This window comes from Streptomyces flavusporus, from assembly GCF_046267975.1.
GTDB lineage: Bacteria > Actinomycetota > Actinomycetes > Streptomycetales > Streptomycetaceae > Streptomyces > Streptomyces flavusporus.
Genome location: NZ_CP176503.1, coordinates 6,400,750 through 6,423,008, shown reverse-complemented (window position 1 = coordinate 6,423,008; position 22,259 = coordinate 6,400,750). Strand labels below are relative to the sequence as shown.

Annotated in this window: 17 protein-coding genes; 9 read left to right on the top strand and 8 right to left on the bottom strand. The window is 70.5% G+C overall.

What is annotated here, in order from left to right; genetic code table 11:
* Positions 1-31 precede the first annotated feature (31 nt).
* The 5 genes from mmsA to iolC are packed head-to-tail and all read right to left on the bottom strand — an operon-like array spanning position 32 to position 6,098.
* A complete protein-coding gene (gene mmsA, locus ACKTSN_RS30355) occupies positions 32-1,534 on the bottom strand; it encodes a CoA-acylating methylmalonate-semialdehyde dehydrogenase (protein WP_409472017.1) in 1,503 nt (500 codons plus the stop codon).
* A gap of 14 nt (positions 1,535-1,548) precedes the next feature.
* On the bottom strand, positions 1,549-3,426 hold the full coding sequence (gene iolD, locus ACKTSN_RS30350) for a 3D-(3,5/4)-trihydroxycyclohexane-1,2-dione acylhydrolase (decyclizing) (RefSeq protein ID WP_409472016.1): 1,878 nt from the start codon (positions 3,424-3,426) through the stop codon (positions 1,549-1,551).
* Positions 3,423-4,244: a 5-deoxy-glucuronate isomerase gene (iolB, locus tag ACKTSN_RS30345; protein ID WP_409472015.1), complete on the bottom strand. Its 822-nt coding sequence runs from the start codon at positions 4,242-4,244 to the stop codon at positions 3,423-3,425. Before iolB ends, iolD begins: the two co-directional genes overlap by 4 nt.
* A gap of 7 nt (positions 4,245-4,251) precedes the next feature.
* On the bottom strand, positions 4,252-5,133 hold the full coding sequence (locus tag ACKTSN_RS30340) for a Cgl0159 family (beta/alpha)8-fold protein (protein WP_409472014.1): 882 nt from the start codon (positions 5,131-5,133) through the stop codon (positions 4,252-4,254).
* On the bottom strand, positions 5,130-6,098 hold the full coding sequence (iolC, locus tag ACKTSN_RS30335) for a 5-dehydro-2-deoxygluconokinase (RefSeq protein ID WP_409472013.1): 969 nt from the start codon (positions 6,096-6,098) through the stop codon (positions 5,130-5,132). The genes ACKTSN_RS30340 and iolC overlap by 4 nt, the downstream gene beginning before the upstream one ends.
* 331 nt (positions 6,099-6,429) lie before the next feature.
* Here iolC and ACKTSN_RS30330 point away from each other — a divergent pair, with 331 nt between their 5' ends.
* Positions 6,430-6,630 (top strand): helix-turn-helix transcriptional regulator, encoded by a 201-nt coding sequence (locus ACKTSN_RS30330; RefSeq protein WP_053763086.1) that lies wholly within the window; start codon positions 6,430-6,432, stop codon positions 6,628-6,630.
* Between the two features lie 19 nt (positions 6,631-6,649).
* On the opposite strand, the gene ACKTSN_RS30325 is transcribed toward ACKTSN_RS30330, so the two are convergent.
* Complete coding sequence (locus tag ACKTSN_RS30325) at positions 6,650-7,594, bottom strand: zinc-binding dehydrogenase (RefSeq protein WP_409474963.1); 945 nt, start codon at positions 7,592-7,594, stop codon at positions 6,650-6,652.
* Positions 7,595-7,851: 257 nt separating this feature from the next.
* Here ACKTSN_RS30325 and ACKTSN_RS30320 point away from each other — a divergent pair, with 257 nt between their 5' ends.
* Together ACKTSN_RS30320 and ACKTSN_RS30315 are read left to right on the top strand one after the other, a co-directional pair.
* Positions 7,852-8,091: a heavy-metal-associated domain-containing protein gene (locus tag ACKTSN_RS30320; RefSeq protein WP_409472012.1), complete on the top strand. Its 240-nt coding sequence runs from the start codon at positions 7,852-7,854 to the stop codon at positions 8,089-8,091.
* Between the two features lie 107 nt (positions 8,092-8,198).
* Positions 8,199-10,499 (top strand): heavy metal translocating P-type ATPase, encoded by a 2,301-nt coding sequence (locus ACKTSN_RS30315; protein WP_409472011.1) that lies wholly within the window; start codon positions 8,199-8,201, stop codon positions 10,497-10,499.
* 618 nt (positions 10,500-11,117) lie between these two features.
* Here ACKTSN_RS30315 and ACKTSN_RS30310 read toward each other — a convergent pair.
* On the bottom strand, positions 11,118-12,407 hold the full coding sequence (locus ACKTSN_RS30310) for a citrate synthase (RefSeq protein ID WP_224736656.1): 1,290 nt from the start codon (positions 12,405-12,407) through the stop codon (positions 11,118-11,120).
* 197 nt (positions 12,408-12,604) lie between these two features.
* Positions 12,605-14,863: an SF1B family DNA helicase RecD2 gene (recD2, locus tag ACKTSN_RS30305; RefSeq protein WP_409472010.1), complete on the bottom strand. Its 2,259-nt coding sequence runs from the start codon at positions 14,861-14,863 to the stop codon at positions 12,605-12,607.
* Positions 14,864-15,185: 322 nt separating this feature from the next.
* Here recD2 and ACKTSN_RS30300 point away from each other — a divergent pair, with 322 nt between their 5' ends.
* The 6 genes from ACKTSN_RS30300 to ACKTSN_RS30275 all read left to right on the top strand — a co-directional run bounded on the left by ACKTSN_RS30300 (position 15,186) and on the right by ACKTSN_RS30275 (position 22,102).
* Entirely contained in the window at positions 15,186-16,220 is a 1,035-nt protein-coding gene (locus ACKTSN_RS30300) for a LacI family DNA-binding transcriptional regulator (RefSeq protein ID WP_409472009.1), read from the top strand.
* Positions 16,217-17,737, top strand: coding sequence for a sugar ABC transporter ATP-binding protein (locus tag ACKTSN_RS30295; RefSeq protein WP_409472008.1), 1,521 nt, complete (start codon positions 16,217-16,219; stop codon positions 17,735-17,737). The genes ACKTSN_RS30300 and ACKTSN_RS30295 overlap by 4 nt, the downstream gene beginning before the upstream one ends.
* Positions 17,727-19,676 (top strand): ABC transporter permease/substrate-binding protein, encoded by a 1,950-nt coding sequence (locus ACKTSN_RS30290; protein WP_409472007.1) that lies wholly within the window; start codon positions 17,727-17,729, stop codon positions 19,674-19,676. Before ACKTSN_RS30295 ends, ACKTSN_RS30290 begins: the two co-directional genes overlap by 11 nt.
* Before the next feature lie 69 nt (positions 19,677-19,745).
* A complete protein-coding gene (locus ACKTSN_RS30285) occupies positions 19,746-20,648 on the top strand; it encodes a ribokinase (RefSeq protein ID WP_409472006.1) in 903 nt (300 codons plus the stop codon).
* Positions 20,645-21,034, top strand: coding sequence for a D-ribose pyranase (gene rbsD / locus ACKTSN_RS30280; protein WP_224738040.1), 390 nt, complete (start codon positions 20,645-20,647; stop codon positions 21,032-21,034). The genes ACKTSN_RS30285 and rbsD overlap by 4 nt, the downstream gene beginning before the upstream one ends.
* Positions 21,035-21,124: 90 nt before the next feature.
* Positions 21,125-22,102 (top strand): helix-turn-helix domain-containing protein, encoded by a 978-nt coding sequence (locus tag ACKTSN_RS30275; RefSeq protein WP_409472005.1) that lies wholly within the window; start codon positions 21,125-21,127, stop codon positions 22,100-22,102.
* Positions 22,103-22,259: the final 157 nt, after the last annotated feature.

The window sequence follows — 22,259 nt, the reverse complement described above, 5'->3', positions numbered from 1 at the left end:
GGCCGTACGGCCTCAGGTGGCCGCTGCTTCCTCAGTGGTTGCGCGGGAAGCCCAGGTCGACGCCCGCCGGGGCGTCCGCCGGGTCCGGCCAGCGGGTGGTGACGACCTTGCCGCGCGTGTAGAAGTGCGTGCCGTCGTTGCCGTAGATGTGGTGGTCGCCGAAGAGGGAGTCCTTCCAGCCGCCGAAGGAGTGGTAGCCGACGGGAACCGGGATCGGGACGTTCACGCCGACCATGCCGGCCTCGATCTCCAGCTGGAAGCGGCGGGCGGCGCCGCCGTCCCGGGTGAAGATCGCGGTGCCGTTGCCGAACGGCGAGTTGTTGATGAGCGCCACGCCGTCCTCGTAGGTGTCCACGCGCAGCACGCACAGCACCGGGCCGAAGATCTCGTCCTGGTAGGCCTTCGCGCTGGTCGGCACCTTGTCGAGCAGCGAGATGCCGATCCAGTGGCCGTCCTCGAAGCCGTCGACCGTGTAGCCGGTGCCGTCCAGGACGACCTCGGCGCCTTCCGCCGCCGCGCCCTCGACGTACGACGCCACCTTGTCGCGGTGGGCCGCGGTGATCAGCGGGCCCATCTCGGAGGCCGGGTCGTTGCCCGGGCCGATCTTGATCTTCTCGGCGCGCTCGCGGATCTTCTCCACCAGCTCGTCGCCGATCGCGCCGACCGCGACGACCGCGGAGATCGCCATACAGCGCTCGCCCGCGGAGCCGTAGGCGGCGGACACGGCCGCGTCGGCCGCCGCGTCCAGGTCGGCGTCCGGCAGGACCAGCATGTGGTTCTTGGCGCCGCCGAGGGCCTGGACGCGCTTGCCGCCCGCGGAGGCGGTGGTGTGGATGTAGCGGGCGATCGGGGTGGAGCCGACGAAGGAGACGGCCTTGACGTCGGGGTGCTCCAAGAGGCGGTCGACGGCCACCTTGTCACCGTGCACGACGTTGAAGACACCGTCCGGCAGCCCGGCCTCGGCCAGCAGCTCGGCGAGGCGGATCGACGCCGACGGGTCCTTCTCGCTGGGCTTCAGCACGAACGTGTTGCCGCACGCGATGGCCAGCGGGAACATCCACATCGGCACCATCGCCGGGAAGTTGAACGGCGTGATGCCGGCGACCACACCCAGCGGCTGCCGGATCGCGGCCACGTCCACCCGGTTCGCCACCTGCGTGGACAGCTCGCCCTTGAGCTGCACGTTGATACCGCAGGCGAGGTCGACGATCTCCAGGCCGCGCGCCACCTCACCGAGGGCGTCGGAGTGCACCTTGCCGTGCTCGGCGGTGATCAGCTCGGCGATCTCGTCGCGGTGCTCGTCCAGCAGTGCCCGGAACCTGAACAGGATGGACGTGCGCTGGGCCAGCGAGGACTGGCCCCAGGTGGCGTAGGCCTCCTTGGCGGCGGCCACCGCGGCGTCGACCTCGTCGACGGACGCGAACGCGACCTTCGTGGTGACCGCGCCGGTCGCCGGGTCCGTGACCGGACCGTACGTGCCCGACGCGCCTTCGACGGACTTGCCGCCGATCCAGTGGTTGACGATCTTCGTCATGCCCAGTTGCTCCTTCACAGATGGCGGCGTCGGGTCGAGACGTGCCGTTCGTACAGCTCACGGGCCTTGACCGCGGACGCTCGGGTCGCGGTCTCGGCCACGGGTACATCCCACCAGGCCTGCGCCGGAGGCGCGCCCGACACTGTGTCTGCCGTTTCGGTCTCCACGTAGACACATGTGGGAGTGTCGGCGGCCCGCGCCTCGGCGAGCGCCGCCCGCAGGTCGCGTACGGTCTTCGCCCGCAGCACCCGCATGCCCAGGCTGGCCGCGTTGGCGGCCAGGTCGACCGGGAGCGGGGCTCCGGAGAACGTCCCGTCGCCCACGCGATAGCGGTAGGCGGTGCCGAAGCGCTCGCCGCCCGTTTCCTCCGACAGGCCTCCGATCGACGCGTACCCGTGGTTCTGCACCAGCAGTACCTTGATCGCGATGCCCTCCTGCACGGCGGTCACGATCTCCGTCGGCATCATCAGGTAGGTGCCGTCGCCGACCAGCGCCCACACCGGCCGGTCCGGGGCGGCGAGCTTCACACCGATCGCGGCCGGGATCTCGTAGCCCATGCAGGAGTAGCCGTACTCCAGGTGGTACTGGTCGTACGACCGCGCCCGCCACAGCTTGTGCAGGTCGCCGGGGAGCGAACCGGCCGCGTTGATGATCACGTCCGACTCGTCGACGATCGCGTCCAGCGCGCCGAGCACCTGCGGCTGCGTCGGCCGTACGTCCGGCTCCTCGGCCTCGTAGCAGGCGTCGACGCGCTGCTCCCAGCGCTCCTTGTCCTCCGTGTACTCGGTGACGTACGCGTCCGTGACCCGGTACTCGTGCATTCCCAGGGACTGGGTCAGTTCCTGGAGGCCGCTGCGGGCGTCCGCGATCAGGGGCATTCCGGCGAGCTTGTGACCGTCGTACGGGGCGACGTTGAGGTTGAGGAAGCGGACACCGTCACCCGTGAACAGCGTGCCGGAGGCCGTGGTGAAGTCGGTGTAGCGGGTGCCGACGCCGATCACCAGGTCGGCGGTGCGGGCGAGTTCGTCCGCGGTGGCCGTGCCGGTGTGGCCGATGCCGCCGACGTCCTGGGGGTGGTCGTACGGCAACGAGCCCTTGCCGGCCTGGGTGGAGGCGACCGGGATGCCGGTGGCCTCCGCGAACTCGGCGAGGGCCTCCTCGGCGTGGCTGTGGTGGACGCCACCGCCCGCGATCAGCAGCGGGCGACGGGCCGCGCGGATCGCGTTCACGGCCTCGGCGAGTTCGGTCGGATCGGCGCCCGGACGGCGTACGACCCAGGTGCGCTCGGCGAAGAAGTCCTCCGGCCAGTCGTACGCCTCGGCCTGCACGTCCTGGGGCAGCGCGAGCGTGACCGCGCCCGTCTCGATCGGGTCGGTGAGCACGCGTATGGCCTGCAGCGCGGCCGGGATCAGGGCTTCCGGCCGGGTGATCCGGTCGAAGTACTTCGACACCGGGCGCAGGGAGTCGTTGACCGACACGTCGCCCGCGTACGGCACTTCGAGCTGCTGGAGGACCGGGTCGGCGGGGCGGGTGGCGAAGATGTCGCCGGGGAGGAGCAGGACCGGGAGGTGGTTGATGGTCGCGAGGGCGGCGCCGGTGACCAGGTTGGTGGCGCCCGGGCCGATCGACGTCGTCACCGCGTGCGTGGACAGGCGATTGGACTGGCGGGCGTAGCCGACCGCCGCGTGCACCATCGCCTGTTCGTTGCGGCCCTGGTGGTACGGCATGACGTCCGCGTACTCGACGAGCGCCTGGCCGATCCCGGCGACGTTGCCGTGGCCGAAGATGCCCCAGGTGGCGCCGATGAGCCGCTGCCGTACGCCGTCCCGCTCCGTGTACTGGGCGGCGAGGAAGCGTACGAGCGCCTGTGCGACCGTGAGCCTGGTGGTCATCGGTAACCCCCTGTGCTTTCGACGTGGTCCGGGTGGAAGCAGATCCGCCACTCCCGGGTCTCGCCCGGTCCCGCCATGACGTTCAGGTAGTACATGTCGTGGCCGGGCTGGGCGATGGACGGGCCGTGCCAGCCGTCGGGGACGAGGACGGCGTCGCCGGAGCGGACCTCGGCGAGGACGTCGGATCCGCCGTCGCGCGAGGGGAACACGCGCTGATAGCCGAACCCGTTCGGGCCGTCGATCTCGAAGTAGTAGATCTCCTCCAGTTGCGACTCCTCGCCCGGCCGGTGCTCGTCGTGCTTGTGCGGCGGGTACGAGGACCAGTTGCCGCCGGGCGTGATCACCTCGACGGCGATGAGCTTGTCGCACTGGAAGGCGTCGGCGGAGGCGAAGTTGCGCACATGGCGGGTGCAGGTACCGCTGCCGCGCTGCTCGACGGGGACCTCCGGCGCGGGGCCGTAGCGGGCGGGGAGTCGTCGCTCGCACTTCGCTCCTGCCAGGGCGAAGCGGCCTCCCGCGCCGGAGGAGATCTGTGCCTGGGCGTCGCGAGGCACGTAGGCGAAGTCGGTGACCGAGGCGAACACGCTGTCCCGCCCCAGGAGGCGGAACACCTCGTCCATGACCTGCACCGTACAACCGCCCTGCAGGGGCAGCACGATCCACTCGCTGTCCCCGGTGGTGAAGGTATGGGTGCCACCCGGCTCCAACTCGACGATCCGCAGGCTGCTGTGCGTCCAGCCGGCCAACTTCGGGTCGATGTCGAGCGTGTGGTACGCGTCGGCGGTGGTGCCCTTCGGGACGTACAACTCGTTGCTCATGCGGCCCTCACAGCAGTCCTACGGCGGTGTCCACGGCGGCGGCCACATCGCCGTCCGCCGGGTACAGCAGCGAACGGCCGACCACCAGGCCCCGCACGGTGGGCAGTTGCAGCGCGCCGCGCCACTTCTCGTACGCGCCGTCCTGATCGTCCCCGACCTCACCGCCCAGGAGCACGGCGGGCAGCGTCGTCGTCTCCATGACCCGCGCCATGTCGTCGGGGTTGTCGGTGACCGGCACCTTCAGCCAGGTGTACGCCGAACTGCCGCCGAGGCCGGAGGCGATGGCGATGGACCGGGTGACGGCGTCGGCGGACAGGTCGTTGCGCAGCCGCCCGTCGGCGTCGCGGCGGGAGATGAACGGCTCGACGAAGACGGGGAGTCTGCGGGCCGCCATCTCGTCGATGGCGCGGGCGGTGGCCTCCAGGGTGTTCAGGGAGCCCGGGTCGTCGTAGTCGATCCGCAGCAGCAGCTTGCCGGCGTCGAAGCCGAGGCGTTGCAGATCCTCGGGGCGGTGGCCGGTGAAGCGGTCGTCGAGTTCGAAGCGGGCGCCCTGGAGTCCGCCGCGGTTCATCGAGCCCATGACGACCTTGTGGTCGAGGGCGCCGAGCAGCAGCAGGTCGTCGAGTATGTCGGCGGTGGCGAGGACGCCGTCGACGCCGGGTCTGCCGAGCGCGAGGCAGAGGCGCTCGAGGAGGTCGGCGCGGTTGGCCATGGCCAGTTTGCGGTCGCCGACCCCGAGGGCGCCGCGGGCGGGGTGGTCGGCGGCGACGATCATCAGCCGGCCGCTCTCGCCGAGCAGCGGGCGTCGGACGCGGCGGGCGGCGGCCTCGGCGATCGCCTCGGGGTGGTGGGTGCGGGTGCGGACGAGATCCGCGACGTCGACGCTCACTGTCCGGCCCCCGTGGTGCCTACGGCTCCTGCCGCGAGGACCGCTGCCACCTCGTCCGGGGTCGGCATCGCGGAGGAGCACTCCAGGTGGGATGCGACGATGGCGCCGGCCGCGTTGGCGTGGCGCATGATCTTCTCCAGCTCCCAGCCGGCGAGGAGGCCGTGGCAGAGGGAGCCGCCGAAGGCGTCGCCGGCGCCGAGACCGTTGAGGACGGTGACCGGGAGCGGTGGGACCTCGGCCGACTCGCCGCTGCGATGCACGGCGAGGACTCCCTTGGGCCCCTGCTTCACGACCGCGAGCTCGACACCGGCGTCGAGGAGGGCGCGGGCGGCGGCGTGCGGTTCGCGGATGCCGGTGGCGACCTCCACCTCGTCGAGGTTGCCGACCGCGACGGTGGTGTGGCGCAGGGCTTCGGCGTAGAAGGGGCGGGCTTCAGCCTCGTCCTTCCAGAACATCGGGCGCCAGTCCAGGTCGAAGACCGTCGTGCCCGCCTTCGCCCGGTGGGCGAGGGCCGCGAGGGTCGCCGTACGGCTGGGCTCCTCGCTCAGGCCGGTACCGGTGACCCAGAAGATGCCCGCCTCGCGGATGGCGTCGAGATCGAGGTCATGGGCGTCGATCTCCAGGTCGGGGGCCTTGGGCTGCCGGTAGAAGTACAGCGGGAAGTCGTCCGGCGGGAACACCTCGCAGAAGGTGACCGGGGTGGGCAGTCCGGGCACGGGGGTGACCCAGCGGTCGTCGACGCCGAAGTCGCGCAGTGCTTCGTGCAGGTAGGTGCCGAAGGGGTCGTCGCCGGTGCGGGTGATCACCGCCGTACGGCGGCCCAGGCGGGCGGCGGCGACCGCGACGTTGGTCGCCGATCCGCCGAGAAACTTGCCGAAGGACGACACCTGCGGGAGCGGGACACCGGTCTGCAGCGGATAGAGGTCCACGCCGATCCGCCCCATGGTGATCAGGTCGTACGCCATCGAGATCCCTTCGCGTTCCCGTCGCGCCGTCGTCGGCGGTTCTCTCCGGTTTCTAGTCTCCGCACGGGAGCCTGTCAATAGTTTGTCCAGACATTCGGACCAGTGAGGGATCTCGCATATGTCTTTTGCTGCACCCGCGTCACAAAAGCCACTCCCTTGTCACAGATGTCGCGAGTCCGCGGGTCCTGGGTCACACCCCGCCCACAGGCGCTTCCCCGCGCTCACTCTGCGTCGTTGACCGGACACAGGCTTGGTGATCGCCAGTGCACTGCCCGGCTCCCCCGACGGCCGCTCCCGGCCGACGCCGCGGCAGTGCAGGGAGGTACAGCTCATGACCGACCGAAGGCTCTGGTCGTACAAGGAGATCGCGGCGCACATCCGGGTGCAGCCGGACACCGTGCGGTCGTACCGCAAGCACGGACTGCTGCCTCCGCCCGACCACGTCGAGGGCGGCAAGCCCTACTGGTACGCGGACACCGTCCGCGCCTGGGTCGCCTCCCGGCCGGGCAACCGCGGCCGCAGAACGGAGTGACCGCGCGAGCCTTTCGAGGTCAGCTCCACGGTTCGATGACCGTCACGCCCGAGCCGGGTGCGGTACCCAGGGCCGCCAGCGCCTGCGGGGTCGCGTCCAGGGAGATGGTGGAGGTCACGAGGAGGTCGGGGCGGAGGGCGCCCGCGCCCACCAGTTCCAGCATCGGCGGGTAGGTGCGGGCGGCCATGCCATGGCTGCCGAGGAGTTCGAGCTCCAGGGCGATGACGCGGGCCATGGGGACGGGAGTCGTGCCCGTGGGTGAGGGGAGCAGGCCGACCTGGACGTGGCGGCCGCGGCGGCGCAGGCCGCCCACGGAGGCGGCGCAGGTGGCGGGGGAGCCGAGGGCGTCCAGCGAGAGATGGGCGCCGCCGCCCGTCAGCTCACGGATCGCCGCCACCGTGTCCTGCGTCCGGCCCGCGTCGACGCACTCCTTCGCCCCGAACTTCCGCGCCAGCTCCAGGGCCTGCGGCGACACGTCCACGGCGATGACCCGCGCGCCCGACGCCGCCGCGATCATCACCGCCGACAGGCCCACGCCCCCGCAGCCGTGCACCGCCACCCACTCCCCCGCCGCCACCCGGCCCTGCTGCACGACCGCGCGGAACGCCGTGGCGAAGCGGCAGCCGAGCGAGGCGGCCGTCGCGAAGGCCATGCCGTCCGGGACAGCGACGAGGTTCACGTCCGCATGGTCCAGCGCCACGTACTGGGCGAACGAACCGTTCCTGGGGACCGAACGGGAATGAGCCCGCTCAGCCGCACGCCCCGAACGGTCTTGGGCGCACTGGTCCCCGGCGTACTCGACCCCGGGGCGGCGACACGCATCGTGTGCGTGGTCCGAGCCCGGGAGGCCAGTTCCCTGTGCGACCTGGCCATATGGGCACGGCCAGAGGCGCCGGGGAGGCCCCGAACCATCACTCTGGTGGAGCGGGGGCCCCGCACGCTGGCGCCGCACCCTGCGTCCCAGATCGCATAGCAACGCTAACCCGGTCGGCCCAGCGCGTCGCAAGCCTGCGAGCGGACCATCACACGATCGAGTCAAAGCGGCCTTGTGTGCACTCTTCGGGGAACAGGTTGCAGCCCACTACCCGGGCCGATCGCGCTCCGCCACTCCACGATCAACACCCCGGCCTTGGATTCATACCCCCCAGGGGTATAGTCTGAGGTGTACGGGCACCATCGTGGGCCCCGCCGACCCCATACGCCTCGACGAGGAGTAACGACATGACCGCCCAGACCGACACCCCGGGTTCCGTCACCGCCGTCTACAAGGTGAGCGGGATGAGCTGCGGACACTGTGAGGGCGCCGTCTCCGGCGAGATCTCCGCGATCCCCGGCGTCAGCTCGGTGCAGGCCGTCGCCGCCACCGGCGAGGTCACCGTCGTCTCCGAGTCACCGCTGGACGAGGAAGCCGTGCGCGCCGCCGTCGACGAGGCCGGCTTCGAGCTGGCCGGGCACGCCTGAAACCCACTTTCCCGGCACCGGGCCGTACCGGCCGGCGGTCGTGCACCGAACCCGACCCCGGCCCGTACGGTCCGGTCCGCGGTCTGGACGTCGTCTGGAGTCCGCACATGACCAGCACCGCAGAGATCCCCGCCCAGCCCGCCATATCCGCCCCCGCACCGGACGTCTCCCAAGTGGAGCTGCTCATCGGGGGGATGACCTGCGCCTCCTGCGCGGCCCGCGTGGAGAAGAAACTCAACCGGATGGACGGCGTCACCGCCACGGTGAACTACGCGACGGAGAAGGCGCGGATCAGCTACCCCGCCGGAACCGAGGTCGCCGATCTGATAGCCACCGTGGTGCAGACGGGCTACACCGCCGAGGAGCCCCCGCCCCCACAGCCCGTACGCGAGCAGGAGACCCCGCCCGCCCCTGACGCGGACCCCGAACTGGCGGTCCTGCGGCACCGTCTGATCGTCTCCGCGCTGCTCGCCCTCCCCGTCGTCCTTCTCGCGATGGTCCCGTCCCTGCAGTTCGACAACTGGCAGTGGTTGTCCCTCACCCTCGCCGCCCCCGTCGTGGTCTGGGGCGGTGCGCCGTTCCACCGGGCCGCATGGACGAACGCCCGGCATGCCGCGGCCACCATGGACACACTGGTGTCGATCGGCACGCTGGCCGCGTTCGGCTGGTCCCTGTGGGCGCTGTTCTTCGGCGACGCGGGCATGCCGGGCATGCGGCACGGCTTCGGCCTCACCGTCTCGCGCGCCGACGGCGCCTCGACGATCTACCTCGAAGTCGCCGCCGGAGTCACCGCGTTCATCCTCCTCGGCCGCTATCTGGAAGTCCGCTCCAAGCGCCGCGCGGGTGCCGCCCTGCGGGCGCTGATGGAGCTCGGCGCGAAGGACGTGGCGGTGCTCCGCCACGGGCGCGAGATCCGCATCCCCGTCACCGACCTGGCCGTCGGCGACCGGTTCGTCGTACGCCCCGGAGAGAAGATCGCCACCGACGGAACCGTCGTCGAGGGCGCCTCCGCCGTCGACGCGTCGATGCTGACCGGCGAGTCCGTGCCGGTGGACGTGACCGCCGGAGACGCGGTGACCGGCGCGACCGTGAACGCCGGGGGCCGCATCGTCGTCGAGGCCACCCGGGTCGGCGCCGACACCCAGCTCGCGCGGATGGCGCGGCTCGTCGAGGAGGCGCAGACCGGCAAGGCGGAGGTGCAGCGGCTCGCCGACCGGATCTCCGGCGTCTTCGTACCCGTCGTCCTGGTGATCGCCACGGCCACCTTCGGGGCGTGGCTCGGCGCGACCGGCGACGCCGTCGCCGCCTTCACCGCGGCCGTCGCGGTGCTGATCATCGCCTGCCCCTGCGCGCTGGGCCTGGCCACCCCGACCGCGCTCATGGTGGGCACCGGGCGCGGGGCGCAGCTCGGCATCCTCATCAAGGGACCCGAGGTGCTGGAGTCCACACGCCGCGTCGACACCGTCGTCCTGGACAAGACCGGCACGGTGACCACCGGCCGCATGACCCTTCAGGAGGTGCACGTCGCCGAGGGCACCGACGAGCGGCAGGTGCTGCGGCTCGCGGGCGCCCTGGAGCACGCCTCCGAGCATCCCGTCGCCCGGGCGGTGGCCGCGGGTGCCGAGATGGGGGTCCCCCCGCTCGAGCGAAGCCGAGAGTGGGGGAGGGTCGGGGAGCTGCCGGGGGTGGAGCGGTTCGAGAACGTGCCCGGGCGGGGCGTACGCGGGTACGTGGCCGGCCACGAGGTGGCCGTGGGGCGCCTGTTCGGCGAGCTTCCGCAGGAGTTGGCCCGTGCCAAGGAAGGAGCCGAGAGAAGCGGCCGTACGGCCGTCGTCGTCGGCTGGGACGGGGTGGCGCGCGGGGTGCTCGCCGTCGCGGACGCCGTGAAGGGGAGCAGCGCCGAGGCGGTGCGGGAACTGCGCGCGCTGGGGCTCACGCCCGTGCTGCTGACCGGGGACAACCGGGCCGTCGCGGAGGCGGTGGCGGACGCCGTCGGGGTCGACGAGGTGATCGCCGAGGTGCTACCCGAGGACAAGGTGGACGTGGTCAGGCGGCTGCAGGCCGAGGGGCGCACCGTCGCCATGGTCGGCGACGGCGTCAACGACGCGGCCGCGCTCGCCACCGCCGACCTCGGGCTCGCGATGGGCACCGGCACCGATGCGGCGATCGAGGCGGGCGACCTGACCCTGGTGCGCGGGGATCTGCGGGTGGCGGCGGACGCGATCCGGCTGTCCCGCCGGACCCTGGCCACGATCAAGGGCAACCTCGTCTGGGCCTTCGGCTACAACGTGGCCGCGCTGCCGCTGGCCGCGGCCGGTCTGCTCAACCCGATGATCGCCGGAGCGACGATGGCCTTCTCGTCGGTCTTCGTGGTGACGAACAGCCTCCGGCTGCGGACCTTCCGCTGAAGCCGGAGGGAACGAAACCGAAGCAGGGCCCCCTGGAGTCCGAGACGAGCCTCACATAAGCTCTTCACAAGGCTCGCGCATCTTCCTTACGCTTGAGACCCGATCGCCATATCGGGCCTCTTGCGTATCTAACAGGACATATGCAAGAGACGCAGATCACAGTGATGTGAACGTAACCATCGAAGGGGTTCGAAGGTCTAAGTTGGCGATGTCAGAGGGCGTCTTGGGGGGCGCCACCTGGCATCTGGGGATGTCTTGGGGGACTTCCTCAGAGATGCGTTGCCGGGACACGTACACCGGGGAGCTTTGAGCGGCCCTCCCAGCGTGCGATGTCCCGGCAGACCGCAGCAGCCGTACAGTTCGCACCACCGAGCACGAAGAGTTCTGCTCATTGTGCTCACAGCGATTCAGGCGCTGGTCTCACAGGCGCCCGGCCGGATCCCGTGGGGGGAATCCGCACCGGGACACGGGAAGGCGCCCTGGTCGTCGGCCCGTGGGGGGACCGATGCCAGGGCGCCTTCTGTATTTTTTTGAGGTTTGTTCGCCTCCGGGGTGCCCCTTCGGCTCACTCGCCGGGCCAGTTGCAGTGAACGGCCAGCGGGCCCGGCGAGTGGAAGCTCAGCGCTCCTCGACCGGAACGAAGTCGCGCTCGACCACGCCCGTGTAGATCTGGCGCGGGCGCCCGATGCGGGAACCCGGCTCCTTGATCATCTCGTGCCACTGGGCGATCCAGCCCGGCAGCCGGCCGAGGGCGAACAGGACCGTGAACATCTCGGTCGGGAAGCCCATGGCCCGGTAGATCAGGCCGGTGTAGAAGTCGACGTTCGGGTACAGCTTGCGCTCGGTGAAGTAGTCGTCGGAGAGCGCGTGCTCCTCCAGCTTCAGCGCGATGTCCAGCAGTTCGTCGGACTTGCCGAGGGCCGACAGGACATCGTGTGCGGCAGCCTTGATGATCTTGGCGCGCGGGTCGAAGTTCTTGTAGACCCGGTGGCCGAAGCCCATCAGGCGAACGCCGTCCTCCTTGTTCTTCACCTTGCGGATGAAGGAGTCGACATCGCCGCCGGAGGCCTGGATGCCCTCGAGCATCTCCAGCACCGACTGGTTGGCGCCACCGTGCAGCGGGCCCCACAGGGCGGAGATGCCCGCGGAGATCGAGGCGAACATGTTCGCCTGCGAGGAACCGACCAGACGCACGGTCGAGGTCGAACAGTTCTGCTCGTGGTCCGCGTGCAGGATCAGCAGCTTGTCGAGCGCGGCCACGACAACCGGGTCCAGCTCGTACTCCTGAGCCGGCACCGAGAAGGTCATACGCAGGAAGTTCTCGACGTAACCGAGGTCGTTGCGCGGGTAGACGAACGGGTGGCCGATCGACTTCTTGTACGCGTACGCCGCGATCGTCGGGAGCTTGGCGAGCAGACGGATCGTGGAGAGGTTGCGCTGCGTCTCGTCGAACGGGTTGTGGCTGTCCTGGTAGAAGGTGGACAGCGCCGAGACGACCGACGACAGCATGGCCATCGGGTGGGCGTCGCGCGGGAAGCCCTTGTAGAAGTTCTTGACGTCCTCGTGCAGCAGGGTGTGCCGCGTGATCTCGTCCCGGAACCGGGTGAGCTCGTCGACCGTCGGCAGCTCACCGTTGATCAGCAGGTAGGCCACCTCCAGGAAGGTGGAGCGTTCGGCCAGCTGCTCGATCGGGTAGCCGCGGTACCGGAGGATGCCCTGCTCGCCGTCGAGGTAGGTGATGGCGGATTTATAGGCGGCCGTGTTCCCGTAACCGCTGTCCAGGGTCACGAGACCGGTCTGGGCCCGGAGCTTGCCGATGTCGAAGCCCTTGTCCCCGACGGTGCTGTCGATCACCGGGTAGGTGTACTCGCTGCCGTCGTACCGCAGTACTACAGAGTTGTCGCTCACGTCTTCCCTCACCGACGTAGTGCCTCATCTTCGAGGTGCCCTGACTGTCTCTACCATCCCCCATTTGGCTCAGGAGAGTGCACTCGGGGTCGACCATTGGGCTTATCGGCGGCACTCAGTGCCGCCAGCCTGCTCATCCTGCCCCCTCGATTTCCCATCCGGAAGTACTGTGTGACGTTTGCGACTCGCTTGATCGATCATTTTTTGCGGAGGGGATCCGCGAGCCTGAAGTCGAGGGCTGTGCAACGCCGTCCCGCCGACACCGTGCGCACCGCCTGGCCGATCGCCTTGCGCGAACCGACCAGGACGACCAGCTTCTTGGCGCGGGTGACCGCCGTGTAGAGCAGGTTGCGCTGAAGCATCATCCAGGCGCCCGTGGTCACCGGGATGACGACCACCGGGTACTCACTTCCCTGCGAGCGGTGGATGGTCACCGCGTAGGCATGTGCCAGTTCGTCCAGTTCGTCGAATTCATACGGAACCTCCTCGTCCTCGTCCGTCAGCACCGTGAGGCGCTGGTCGACCGGGTCGAGCGAGGTGACCACGCCCACGGTGCCGTTGAAGACACCGTTGTTCCCTTTCTCGTAATTGTTGCGAATCTGGGTGACCTTGTCGCCGACGCGGAACACCCGGCCGCCGAACCGCTTCTCGGGCAGGTCCGGGCGGCCCGGCGTGATGGCCTGCTGGAGCAGTCCGTTGAGGGTGCCGGCGCCCGCCGGGCCTCGGTGCATGGGCGCCAGGACCTGCACCTCCCGGCGCGGGTCCAGGCCGAATCTGGCCGGGATACGACGGGCGGCCACATCCACCGTGAGCCGGCCGGCCTCCTCCGTGTCGTCCTCGACGAAGAGGAAGAAGTCCTTCATGCCGTCGGTGAGGGGGTGCTGCCCCGCGTTGATCCGGTGGGCGTTCGTCACCACCCCCGACTGCTGGGCCTGGCGGAAGACGCGGGTGAGGCGGACGGCGGGGACGGGACTGCCGTCGGCCAGGAGGTCTCTGAGAACCTCCCCCGCGCCGACGCTGGGGAGCTGGTCGACGTCGCCGACGAAGAGAAGATGCGCGCCGGGCGGTACGGCCTTGACGAGCTTGTTGGCAAGGAGGAGGTCGAGCATGGAGGCCTCGTCCACGACCACGAGGTCGGCGTCCAGGGGGCGGTCCTTGTCGTACGCCGCGTCACCGCCGGGCTTGAGTTCCAGCAGGCGGTGGACGGTGGAGGCCTCGGCGCCGGTCAGTTCTGCCAGGCGCTTGGCGGCCCGGCCGGTGGGGGCGGCGAGGACGACCTTCGCCTTCTTGGCGCGGGCCAGCTCCACGATCGAGCGCACCGTGAACGACTTGCCACAGCCCGGGCCGCCGGTGAGGACGGCGACCTTCTTCGTCAACGCCAGCTTGACGGCGGCCTCCTGCTCGGGGGCGAGGTCGGCGCCCGTGCGGCCCTTCAGCCAGGTCAGCGCCTTGTCCCAGGCGACCTCCCGGAAGGACGGCATCCGGTCGTCCTCGGTGCGCAGGAGGCGCAGCAGCTGGGCGGAGAGGGAGAGTTCGGCGCGGTGGAAGGGGACGAGGTAGACGGCGGTGACGGGCTCTCCTCCGTCCGGCCCCGGCACCTTCTCCCGTACGACACCGGGCTCGTCGCCGTCGTCAGGGGGCGCCGCCAGCTCGGCGAGGCACTCGATGACGAGGCCGGTGTCCACCTGGAGGAGCTTGACCGCGTCGACGATCAGGCGCTCCTCGGGGAGGTAGCAGTGTCCCTGGTCGGCGGACTGCGAAAGGGCGTACTGCAGGCCCGCCTTGACCCTTTCCGGACTGTCGTGCGGGATGCCGACGGACTGGGCGATCTTGTCGGCGGTCAGGAAGCCGATGCCCCAGACGTCGGCGGCGAGGCGGTAGGGCTGGTTCTTCACGACGGAGATGGAGGCGTCGCCGTACTTCTTGTAGATGCGCACGGCGATGGAGGTGGACACCTCGACGGTCTGGAGGAAGAGCATGACCTCCTTGATCGCCTTCTGCTCCTCCCAGGCGTCGGCGATCTTCTTCGTCCGCTTGGGGCCGAGGCCGGGCACCTCGATGAGCCGCTTCGGCTCCTCCTCGATGATCTTCAGGGTGTCCAGGCCGAAGTGCTGGGTGATGCGGTCGGCGAAGACGGGTCCGATACCCTTGACCAGCCCCGAACCGAGGTAGCGGCGGATGCCCTGGACGGTGGCGGGGAGGACGGTCGTGTAGTTCTCGACGGTGAACTGCTTGCCGTACTGGGGGTGGCTGCCCCAGCGGCCCTCCATGCGCAGGGATTCCCCGACCTGGGCGCCGAGCAGCGCGCCGACGACGGTCAGCAGATCGCCGCCGCCACGGCCGGTGTCGACCCGGGCGACCGTGTAGCCGTTCTCCTCGTTGGCGTACGTGATGCGCTCGAGCACGCCTTCCAACGTTGCCAATCGGCGGTCCGCTTCTGCCTCTTGCCTGGACATGATCCGACGGTACCGGCCGGGTCTGACAGCGGGAGCAGCTCCCGCCCTCCAGCCCGATCACCGACTTGTCAAAACCATGTGATCCGCTCCAGCACGCCTTCGAGCACGGCCAGTCGTCGCTCGTCCGTGGAAGTCCCCGCCTGATTGGACATGATCCGAAGGTACAGCGGGGGTCTGACACGACGCCGGGACAAGGCCGACGACCCTTGCTGGCGCTCATCCGAGCGGGACCATCACGATCCGGTCACGGACTCTTGCCAACGCGGGTGTAATCGTTTCCAATCCTTCGTGTAATCGATTCCACGAGGAGGTGGAAGCGGCGATGGCGAGTATCAAGGACGTTGCCGCCGAGGCGGGGGTATCCGTCGCCACGGTGTCGCGCGTCCTGAACGATCATCCGTCGGTGAGCACGGACGCACGCGCGCGTGTGCTGGCCGCCGTCGAGACACTGGGGTATCGGCCGAACGCCGTCGCCCGTTCGCTGCGCACCGATCAGACCCGGACCCTCGGGTTGGTCATCAGCGACGTACTGAACCCGTACTTCACGGAACTGGCCCGCTCCGTCGAGGAGGAGGCCCGCGCCCTCGGGTACAGCGTCATCATCGGGAACGCCGATGAGCGGCCCGAGTTGCAGGACCATCACGTACGGACCCTGCTCGATCGCCGGATCGACGGACTGCTCGTCTCCCCCACCGACGGCGGCTCCCCGCTCATGCTGGACGCCGCGCGCGCCGGGACGCCCATGGTGTTCGTGGACCGGTGGATCCCGGGGGTCGACGTGCCCGTCGTCAGGGCGGACGGCCGGGCCGCCGTACGGGATCTCGTCGCGCATCTGCACGGGCTGGGGCACCGGCGGCTCGCCATCATCGCCGGGCCCGCCGCCACCACCACCGGCAGCGAGCGCGTCGAGGCCTTCCGGGACGCCATGGCCGAGTACGGGCTTCCCCTCCCCGACGCCTATATAGGCCAGGGCGACTTCCAGGCCGACAGCGGGCGTCGGGTCACCGAGGGGTTTCTGGAGCTGGCCGAGCCGCCCGAGGTCGTCTTCGCCGCCGACAACCTGATGGCGCTCGGCGCGCTGGACGCCGTACGCGCGCGCGGGCTGCGGATTCCCGACGACATCGCGCTCGCCGCGTTCGACGACATCCGCTGGTTCGTGCACACGGATCCGCCGATCACCGCGATCGCCCAGCCGACCGGTGAGCTGGGGCGGGCCGCCGTCCGTGCGCTGGTCGACCGGATCGAGGGCCGGCCCCCGCAGTCCGTCACCCTCCCCGCCCGTCTCGTCGTACGCCGCTCGTGCGGCGAGTCCGCTCCCCAAGAGCCGTCCCCCGCAACGAACAGGAGGCAGCCGTGAGCAACCCGGACGAGCTGCTGCGCATCGAAGGCATACGCAAGACATTCCCCGGTGTGGTCGCCCTCGACGGCGTCGACTTCGATCTGCGCCGGGGCGAGGTGCATGTGCTGCTCGGCGAGAACGGCGCCGGCAAGAGCACGCTCATCAAGATGCTGTCCGGTGCCTACACGCCCGACTCCGGGCGGATCCTGGTCGGTGGTGAGCAGGTGCGCATCCACGGCGCGCAGGACTCCGAGCGACTCGGGATCGCCACCATCTACCAGGAATTCAATCTTGTTCCCGACCTGACCGTCGCCGAGAACATCTTCCTCGGGCGGCAGCCGCGCCGGCTCGGGATGATCGACCGCAAGCGGATGGAGGCCGAGGCCGCCGAACTGCTGAAGCGGGTCGGCGTCAACGTGTCCCCGCGCGCGCGGGTGCGTGAACTCGGCATCGCACGCCTGCAGATGGTCGAGATCGCCAAGGCGCTCAGTCTGAACGCCCGTGTGCTGATCATGGACGAGCCGACCGCCGTCCTCACCTCCGAGGAGGTCGAGAAGCTCTTCTCCATCGTGCGCGCCCTGCGTGCGGACGGGGTCGGGATCGTCTTCATCACCCATCACCTGGAGGAGATCGCCGCCCTCGGCGACCGGGTCACCGTCATCCGCGACGGCAGGAGCGTCGGGCAGGTCCCCGCCGCCACGCCCGAGGACGAGCTCGTACGCCTCATGGTGGGACGGTCGATCGAGCAGCAGTACCCACGGGAGCGCACCGACACCGGGGAGGCCCTCCTCAAGGTGGAGGGCCTGACGAGGGACGGCGTCTTCCACGACGTGAGCTTCGAGGTGCGCGCCGGTGAGGTCGTCGGCATCGCAGGCCTCGTGGGCGCCGGCCGTACGGAGGTCGTACGGGCCGTGTTCGGGGCCGACCCCTACGACGAGGGGGCCGTGAAGGTCGCGGGCGCGCAGCTCAGGCGCCATGACGTGGGCGCCGCCATGTCCGCCGGGATCGGGCTCGTCCCCGAGGACCGCAAGGGGCAGGGGCTGGTACTGGACGCCTCCGTCGAGGAGAACCTCGGCCTGGTGACGCTCCGTTCGGCCACCCGCGGCGGGCTCGTCGACCTCAAGGGCCAGCGTGCGGCCGCCGCCCGGATCGCCGGGCAGCTCGGGGTGCGCATGGCGGGCCTCGGCCAGCATGTGCGCACCCTCTCCGGCGGCAACCAGCAGAAGGTCGTCATCGGCAAGTGGCTGCTCGCGGACACGAAGGTGCTCATTCTCGACGAGCCGACGCGCGGTATCGACGTCGGCGCCAAGGTCGAGATCTACCAACTCATCAACGAACTGACGGCCGCCGGCGCCGCCGTCCTGATGATCTCCAGCGATCTGCCCGAGGTGCTCGGTATGAGCGACCGGGTGCTGGTGATGGCGCAGGGCCGGATCGCGGGCGAACTCCCCGCCGACCGGGCGACCCAGGACGCCGTGATGGCGCTCGCCGTCAGCACTCCTACGACTGAAACGGAGGCCTCCCGTGGCCACTGACACGCTCAAGAGCACGGCGGGCGCGGGTGGCGCCTCCGGCGGACTGCGCCGGCTGCTGCTCGACAACGGCGCGCTCACCGCTCTCATCGTCCTCGTCATCGCGCTGTCGGCGCTGTCCGGCGACTTCCTGACGACGGACAACCTGCTCAACATCGGCGTCCAGGCCGCCGTCACCGCGATCCTCGCCTTCGGCGTCACCTTCGTGATCGTCTCGGCGGGCATCGATCTGTCGGTCGGTTCGGTGGCCGCCCTCTCCGCCACCGTGCTCGCCTGGAGCGCCACCAACGAGGGCGTCCCGGTCGTGCTGGCGGTACTGCTGGCGATCGGGACCGGCATCGCGGCCGGCCTGGTCAACGGCTTCCTGATCTCGTACGGGAAGCTGCCACCGTTCATCGCGACGCTGGCCATGCTGTCGGTGGCCCGCGGTCTGTCGCTGGTCATCTCGCAGGGCTCGCCGATCGCCTTCCCGGACTCGGTGTCGCACCTCGGTGACACGCTCGGCGGCTGGCTGCCGGTGCCGGTGCTCGTGATGATCGTCATGGGGCTGATCACGGCGTTCGTGCTCGGCCGGACGTACATCGGGCGCTCCATGTACGCGATCGGCGGCAACGAGGAGGCGGCCCGGCTGTCGGGGCTGCGGGTGAAGAAGCAGAAGCTCGCGATCTACGCCTTCTCCGGGCTGTTCGCCGCGGCCGCGGGTATCGTGCTCGCCTCCCGGCTGTCCTCCGCGCAGCCGCAGGCCGCGCAGGGCTACGAGCTGGACGCGATCGCCGCGGTCGTCATCGGCGGTGCCTCGCTCGCGGGCGGTACCGGCAAGGCGTCCGGCACGCTGATCGGTGCGCTGATCCTGGCGGTGCTGAGGAACGGCCTCAACCTCCTGTCCGTGTCCGCCTTCTGGCAGCAGGTCGTCATCGGTGTCGTGATCGCGCTGGCGGTGCTGCTCGACACGGTGCGGCGCAAGGCGGGGGCGACTGCGGCACCGGCCGGGGCCGGTGGCGGCAACAAGGGCAAGCAGGCGCTGACGTACGTACTCGCCGCCGTGGTCGCCGCGGCGATCGTGGGCGCGACCTCGCTGCTGCACAGCGGCTCCTCGTCGACGACGCAGAAGGTCGGGCTGTCGCTGTCCACGCTCAACAACCCGTTCTTCGTGCAGATCCGGGCGGGTGCGGAGGCGGAGGCGAAGAAGCTCGGCGTGGACCTCACCGTCACCGACGCGCAGAACGACGCCTCGCAGCAGGCCAACCAGCTGCAGAACTTCACCAGCGAGGGCCTGTCCTCGATCATCGTGAACCCGGTGGACTCGGACGCGGCCGGTCCGGCCGTACGGGCCGCCAACAAGGCGGACATCCCCGTCGTCGGCGTCGACCGAGGCGTCAACAAGGCGGACACGGCGGCCCTGGTGGCCTCCGACAACGTCGAGGGCGGCGAACTGGGCGCCAAGGCACTCGCCGAGAAGCTCGGCGGCCGGGGCACGATCGTGATCCTGCAGGGCCAGGCCGGAACCTCCGCCAGCCGGGAGCGCGGCGCCGGCTTCGCCGAGGGCCTGAAGGCCTACCCGGGCATCAAGGTCGTCGCCAAGCAGCCCGCCGACTTCGACCGCACCAAGGGCCTCGACGTGATGACGAACCTGCTCCAGGCCCACCCGGACATCGACGGCGTCTTCGCGGAGAACGACGAGATGGCGCTCGGCGCGATCAAGGCGCTGGGATCGAAGGCCGGGAAGTCGGTCCAGGTCGTCGGTTTCGACGGCACGCCGGACGGGCTGAAGGCGGTCGAGGCGGGCACGCTGTACGCGTCGGTGGCGCAGCAGCCCAGGGAACTGGGCAGGATTGCGGTGGACAACGCGCTGCGGGCCGCCGACGGCGAGAAGGTCAGCGAGACGGTGAAGGTGCCGGTGAAGGTGGTCACGAAGGAGAACGTGGCCGGCTTCGGCGGCTGACACCGGGCAACAGGCGGGCGCCCCTCGGTTCGGGCGCCCGCCTCAAGTCACCTACCAGGGGAGACATTGATGTACGACTACGACCTGCTGGTCGTAGGGTCGGCCAACGCCGACCTGGTGATCGGGGTCGAGCGGCGGCCGGCGGCCGGTGAGACGGTGCTCGGCTCCGACCTGGCCGTCCATCCGGGCGGCAAGGGCGCGAACCAGGCGGTCGCGGCCGCCCGGCTCGGTGCCCGTACGGCCCTGCTGGCCCGGGTCGGCGACGACGCGCACGGCAGGCTGCTGCTCGACTCGCAGCGGGCGGCCGGCGTCGACACGGTGGGCGTCCTGGTGGGCGGCGCGCCGACCGGCGTCGCGCTGATCACCGTGGACCCGTCCGGCGACAACAGCATCGTGGTGTCGCCGGGGGCGAACGGGAAGCTCACGCCCGAGGACGTGCGGGCGGCGGGCAGCCTCTTCCACGCCTCGCGGGTGGTGTCGGCGCAGCTGGAGATCCCGCTGGAGACAGTCGTGGAGGCGGTACGGAGCCTGGGGCCCGACAGCCGGTTCGTGCTGAACCCGTCCCCGCCGCGGCCGCTGCCGCAGGAGGTGCTGGCGGCCTGCGATCCGCTGATCCTGAACGAGCACGAGGCGAAGGTGATCCTGGGCGACGCCCTGGTCGGCGACGACCCCGCGGACTGGGCGCGGATCCTGCTGGCGCGCGGCCCGCGTTCGGTGGTCGTGACACTGGGAGCCGAGGGCTCGCTGGTGGCCTCCGCGGAGGGCGTGACGCGGGTGCCGTCCGTGAAGGTGGACGCCGTGGACACCACCGGCGCGGGCGATTCCTTCACCGCGGCGCTGGCCTGGAAGCTGGGCGCGGGCGCGTCCCTCGCCGAGGCGGCGGCGTACGCGGCCCGCGTCGGGGCGGCGGCCGTCACGAAGCAGGGCGCGCAGGAGTCCTTCCCGACCGCGGAAGAGGTCGCGGCGCTGTGAAGAAGGCCGGAATCCTGAACCGTCATCTCTCCGGTGCGCTGGCCGAACTGGGCCACGGCGACGGGGTACTGGTGTGCGACGCCGGTATGCCGATACCCGGCGGGCCGCGCGTCGTCGACCTGGCCTTCCGGGCCGGAGTCCCGTCCTTCGCCGAGGTCCTCGACGGCCTGCTGGCCGAGCTGGTGATCGAGGGCGCGACGGCCGCGACCGAGGTGCGGGAAGCCAACCCGGCGGCATCAGCGCTGCTGGACGGCCACTTCCCCGAGCTGACGCTGGTCTCCCACGAGCGGCTCAAGGAGCTGTCGGCGGGCGCCCGGCTGGTCGTGCGGACCGGGGAGGCCCGGCCGTACGCGAATGTGCTGCTGCGGTGCGGGGTGTTCTTCTGACGCCCACGGCTGCTTGGGTCCGGGAAGGGCTGCACTGTCCCTTCGAATTCTCTCCGGGTTTTTCCGGCCCCGCCTCCCTACCCTGTTCTCATGCTGGTGCAGGAGTTCCGGACCGAGGTCGTGCCGGCCGGCGAGCGGTGGGACCTGTGGCAGGACATCGCCGGGCGGACCCACCTGCCCAACCTGCTGCGCAGCGAGCGGGAGGACGACTTCCTCGCGACGATGCGGGTACTGCCGCTCGGCGACGTACAGATCGCCGAACTGCGCTTCCCGCAGCTGGAGACGGTGCGCACGGCCCGGGGCATCCGGCGGTCCGACCCGGAGGTCTTCCAGGTCAACTGTCAGTTCAGGGGCGAGGGGTGCGCCGCGCAGGACGGACGCGAGAGCACGTTCCGCAGAGGTGACCTCGTCCTCGTCGACAGCAGTCTGCCGTACGAGGCACGGCTCACCGAGGTGTCCGCGCCCCTGTCGTGCGTGGTCGTCACGCTCCCCCACGCTCTGCTGCCGCTGCCGCCGAGGACGATCCGCCGGGTGCTGGCCGCACCGGTCCCGCTCGGCCACGGCATGGGCGGGGCCTTGTACCGCTGGCTGGCCGATGTCGCCGCCCGCGCCGACGAGTTCACGCCGGCCGACGCCCCCGCGCTGGCGTCGGTGACGACGGACCTGCTCGTCACCGTGCTCGGCCGCTGCCTGGACGTCGAGGACGCGATGACCCCGGAGTCACGCCGACGTGCCCTGCACGTACGCATCCGGGACTTCATCGACCGGAACCTCGGCGATCCGTCCCTGTCCCCCGCCACCGTCGCGGCCGCCCACGGCATCTCGGTGCGCCACCTCCACCAGCTGTTCGCGGAGGAGGGCGCGACACCGGCGGCCTGGATCCGGCACCGCCGCCTGGAACGCTGCCGCCGCGACCTGGCCGATCCGCGCCTGCACGGCCGTTCCATCCAGGCCGTGGCCGCCCGCTGGGGCTTCGGCGACCCCGCGACCTTCAGCCGGCTCTTCCGCCGCGCCTACGGGACGACGCCGAGGGACTACCGGCACCACGACCAGCGCCGGAACGCATGACGATATGCAGGAATTATCAAGATCCGTGCACGCGCGGCCAAGGAATCAAGGGCCCGTCCTTGTCATCCTTGCGCGTGTGCACAGCTGAAGGGCGTGCACGGCGGGGAAGCACCGGGGGGACCGGCGTGCGGTACCGATGTCGTCGTATCGGCGTCGA

Excerpts from the sequence above, each read along its gene's own strand:
- mmsA (WP_409472017.1), bottom strand. The coding sequence starts at position 1,534 with ATGACGAAGATCGTCAACCACTGGATCGGCGGCAAGTCCGTCGAAGGC.
- iolD (WP_409472016.1), bottom strand. The coding sequence starts at position 3,426 with ATGACCACCAGGCTCACGGTCGCACAGGCGCTCGTACGCTTCCTCGCC.
- iolB (WP_409472015.1), bottom strand. The coding sequence starts at position 4,244 with ATGAGCAACGAGTTGTACGTCCCGAAGGGCACCACCGCCGACGCGTAC.
- iolC (WP_409472013.1), bottom strand. The coding sequence starts at position 6,098 with ATGGCGTACGACCTGATCACCATGGGGCGGATCGGCGTGGACCTCTAT.
- ACKTSN_RS30330 (WP_053763086.1), top strand. The coding sequence starts at position 6,430 with ATGACCGACCGAAGGCTCTGGTCGTACAAGGAGATCGCGGCGCACATC.
- ACKTSN_RS30320 (WP_409472012.1), top strand. The coding sequence starts at position 7,852 with ATGACCGCCCAGACCGACACCCCGGGTTCCGTCACCGCCGTCTACAAG.
- ACKTSN_RS30315 (WP_409472011.1), top strand. The coding sequence starts at position 8,199 with ATGACCAGCACCGCAGAGATCCCCGCCCAGCCCGCCATATCCGCCCCC.
- recD2 (WP_409472010.1), bottom strand. The coding sequence starts at position 14,863 with ATGTCCAGGCAAGAGGCAGAAGCGGACCGCCGATTGGCAACGTTGGAA.
- ACKTSN_RS30300 (WP_409472009.1), top strand. The coding sequence starts at position 15,186 with ATGGCGAGTATCAAGGACGTTGCCGCCGAGGCGGGGGTATCCGTCGCC.
- ACKTSN_RS30285 (WP_409472006.1), top strand. The coding sequence starts at position 19,746 with ATGTACGACTACGACCTGCTGGTCGTAGGGTCGGCCAACGCCGACCTG.
- ACKTSN_RS30275 (WP_409472005.1), top strand. The coding sequence starts at position 21,125 with ATGCTGGTGCAGGAGTTCCGGACCGAGGTCGTGCCGGCCGGCGAGCGG.